2 protein-coding genes are annotated in these 2,887 nt (G+C 72.2%); both read right to left on the reverse strand.

Features of this window, described 5'->3' with window-relative positions; all coding sequences use genetic code 11:
- Positions 1–131: 131 nt before the first annotated feature.
- The gene (ptsP, locus tag ACFWP2_RS37845; protein ID WP_380460335.1) at positions 132–1,802 is read right to left on the reverse strand and encodes a phosphoenolpyruvate--protein phosphotransferase; all 1,671 of its coding nucleotides are present in this window, start codon (positions 1,800–1,802) and stop codon (positions 132–134) included.
- A gap of 98 nt (positions 1,803–1,900) precedes the next feature.
- A complete protein-coding gene (locus tag ACFWP2_RS37850; RefSeq protein WP_380460337.1) occupies positions 1,901–2,350 on the reverse strand; it encodes a PTS glucose transporter subunit IIA in 450 nt (149 codons plus the stop codon).
- Between the last annotated feature and the right edge of the window lie 537 nt (positions 2,351–2,887).

Here is a 2,887-nt window from a genome sequence, read left to right on the forward strand (position 1 = left end):
CCCCGTGTGTTTCAGCCCACTCCCCCCCCCCCCCCCCCCCGCGCCCCGGTGCCCCGCCGCCCGGGGGGGGCCCCCCCCCCCCGGGGGGGGGGGGCCCCCCCCTCTCGTCGTCGCCGATGACTCGCTACTCGCTACTCGCCGGAGAGCACCTGCTGCGCCGCGGCCCGCGCCTCCTCGGCGCTGTCGGCGGCCCGGGCCGCCTCGGCCGCCCGGCGGCACTGCGCCAGCGTGTACTTGGCGAGCGCGGTCCGCACGTAGGGGATCGAGGCCGCGCCCATCGAGAGGCTGGTGACGCCCAGACCGGTCAGCACCACGGCCAGCAGCGGGTCGGAGGCCGCCTCGCCGCAGACGCCGCAGCTCTTTCCGGCCGCCCGCGCGGCGTCGGCCGCCGCGGCGACCAGGTCCAGCAGGGCCGGCTGCCACGGGTCCTGGAGCCGGGCCAGCGCACCGACCTGACGGTCGGCCGCGAAGGTGTACTGCGCGAGGTCGTTGGTCCCCAGCGACAGGAACTCGACCTCCTGGAGGATCGCCCTGGCCCGCAGCGCGGCCGACGGGATCTCCACCATCGCGCCGAACTTGGCGTCCAGCCCGGCCTCACGGCAGGCGGCCGCGAAGTCCTTGGCGTCCTTGCGGTCGGCCACCATCGGGGCCATCACCTCGAGGTGCACCGGCAGGCCCTCGGCAGCCTTGGCCAGCGACTCCAGCTGGGTCCGCAGCACCTCGGGGTGCTCCAGCAGGGTGCGCAGACCACGCACGCCCAGAGCGGGGTTCGGCTCGTCGGCCGGCGTCAGGAAGTCCAGCGGCTTGTCCGCGCCGGCGTCCAGCACGCGCACCACGACCCGGCCCTCCGGGAAGGCCTCCAGCACCTTGCGGTACGCCTCGACCTGCTTCTCCGCGCTGGGAGCCTTCGCCGAGTCGTCCAGGAACAGGAACTCGGTGCGGAACAGGCCGACGCCCTCGGCGCCGTTCTCCAACGCGGCCGGCACGTCGGCCGGGCCGCCCACGTTGGCCAGCAGCGGCACCCGGTGCCCGTCCGAGGTCTGCCCCGGGCCGGAGGAGGCGGCCAGCGCGGCCTTGCGCTCGGCGGCGACGGCCCGCAGCTCGTCCTGCTTCTCCTGCGACGGCTCCAGCAGCACGTCGCCGGAGCTGCCGTCGACCGCGACCACGGTGCCCTCGGCGACATCGGTCGCACCCGGCAGCGCCACGACGGCCGGCACGCCCATCGCCCGGGCCAGGATGGCGCTGTGGCTGGTCGGCCCGCCCTCCTCGGTCACGAAGCCGAGCACCAGCGTCGGGTCGAGCAGCGCGGTGTCGGCCGGCGCCAGGTCCCGCGCGAACAGCACGTACGGCTCGTCGCTGTCCGGCACGCCCGGCATCGGCACGCCGAGCAGCCGGGCCACGATCCGGTTGCGCACGTCGTCCAGGTCGGCGACCCGTCCGGCCAGGTACTCCCCGGCGGAGGCGAGCAGCGCCCGGTAGGCCGCGAACGCGTCGTAGACGCCGCGCTCGGCACTGCTGCCGACGGCGATCCGGCGGGACACGTCGGCCATCAGCTCCGGGTCCTGCGCCATCAGCGCCTGGGCCTCCAGCACCGCCTGGGCCTCGCCGCCCGCGAGGTTGCCGCGCGCGATGAGGTCGGCGGCGACCGCCTCGACGGCGGCCTGGGCGCGAGCCTGCTCACGCGGGGCGTCCTCGGTCGGGATCTGGGTGGCCGGGGGCTCCAGCACCGCCGTCCCCATGTGCCGCACCTGGCCGATCGCGACCCCGTGGCTCACGCCCACGCCGCGCAGCGTCTTCTCCATGTCACCTGTCTCCGCTGAGATGAGCGGCCCCGCCGGGAACCGCTGTGTGTGGGGGCCGCCCCGTCATCTCGTCCGGGGCGGGTGTCGGAAGGAAGAGGTCAGCTCCAGCTGAACAGCTGCTCGCCCGCCTTGGCGTCGCCGTCCTCCCGCAGCTCGCCGAGCGAGTCGACGGTGGCCTCCAGCGCCACGATCGGCGAGATCGGCGACTTGCCCGCGGCCTCGACGGCTGCCGGGTCCCACTTGATGACGGCCTGACCGCGGGTCACCGTGTCGCCCTTGTTGACGAGCAGCTCGAAGCCCTCGCCGTTGAGCTGGACGGTGTCGATCCCGAGGTGGGTCAGCACACCGTGGCCATCGGCGTCCACGACGACGAACGCGTGCGGGTGCATGGAGACGACGACACCGTCCACCGGAGCGACCGCCGTGGTCTGCTCGCGAACGGGGTCGATCGCGGTGCCCGGGCCGACCATCGCACCCGAGAACACCGGGTCGGGCACGCCCGCGAGCCCCACGATCTTGCCGGTCAGCGGCGACGTCACAGTGGTCATGGTTGTGCCTCCCAAGTGCGCAGTACAGCGAGCGGCCGCGAGGAGCGGCATGACGATCAACTGAAGCCTAAATCATGTCAACTTTGGACATCTGCTGACATTCCCGGGCGATGACCCCGCCCCTGCCTGCCCGGCCGGCGACTCGTCGACCCGCGAGTGGTCTAGTCCTCTCGGCTCCGATGCGCCGCACTCTACAGGCATCTTGGCGAATCGGGGCCATTGCTGTATATGCTCGCGAGAGCAACAAATCATGCCGCCGTCCGGGCGACTCTCGGTGCGCCTCGATTCGCGCTCCGACAGCCGACCCGCTATGGTTGGTCGAGTCGCCGCAACTTGGCGGTTAACGCCAGATTTCAGATGTGAAAAGCCCCGGTAAACGGAGCGGAAATCATCTGCTAGGCTGGAAACACGAAAGAACGAAGCCCGGAGGGTCCGCTGGAATGCGGTCCGAAGGAAGCGTCCGTTCCTTGAGAACTCAACAGCGTGCCAAAAGTCAACGCCAGATATGTTGACATCCCCGGCCTCAGATTCTTCTGG

This window comes from Kitasatospora sp. NPDC058444 (genome assembly GCF_042721415.1).
GTDB lineage: Bacteria > Actinomycetota > Actinomycetes > Streptomycetales > Streptomycetaceae > Kitasatospora.

Bases quoted from the DNA above. Each gene is read 5' to 3' on its own strand.
- ACFWP2_RS37850 (WP_380460337.1), bottom strand. From the start codon at position 2,350: ATGACCACTGTGACGTCGCCGCTGACCGGCAAGATCGTGGGGCTCGCG.
- ptsP (WP_380460335.1), bottom strand. From the start codon at position 1,802: ATGGAGAAGACGCTGCGCGGCGTGGGCGTGAGCCACGGGGTCGCGATC.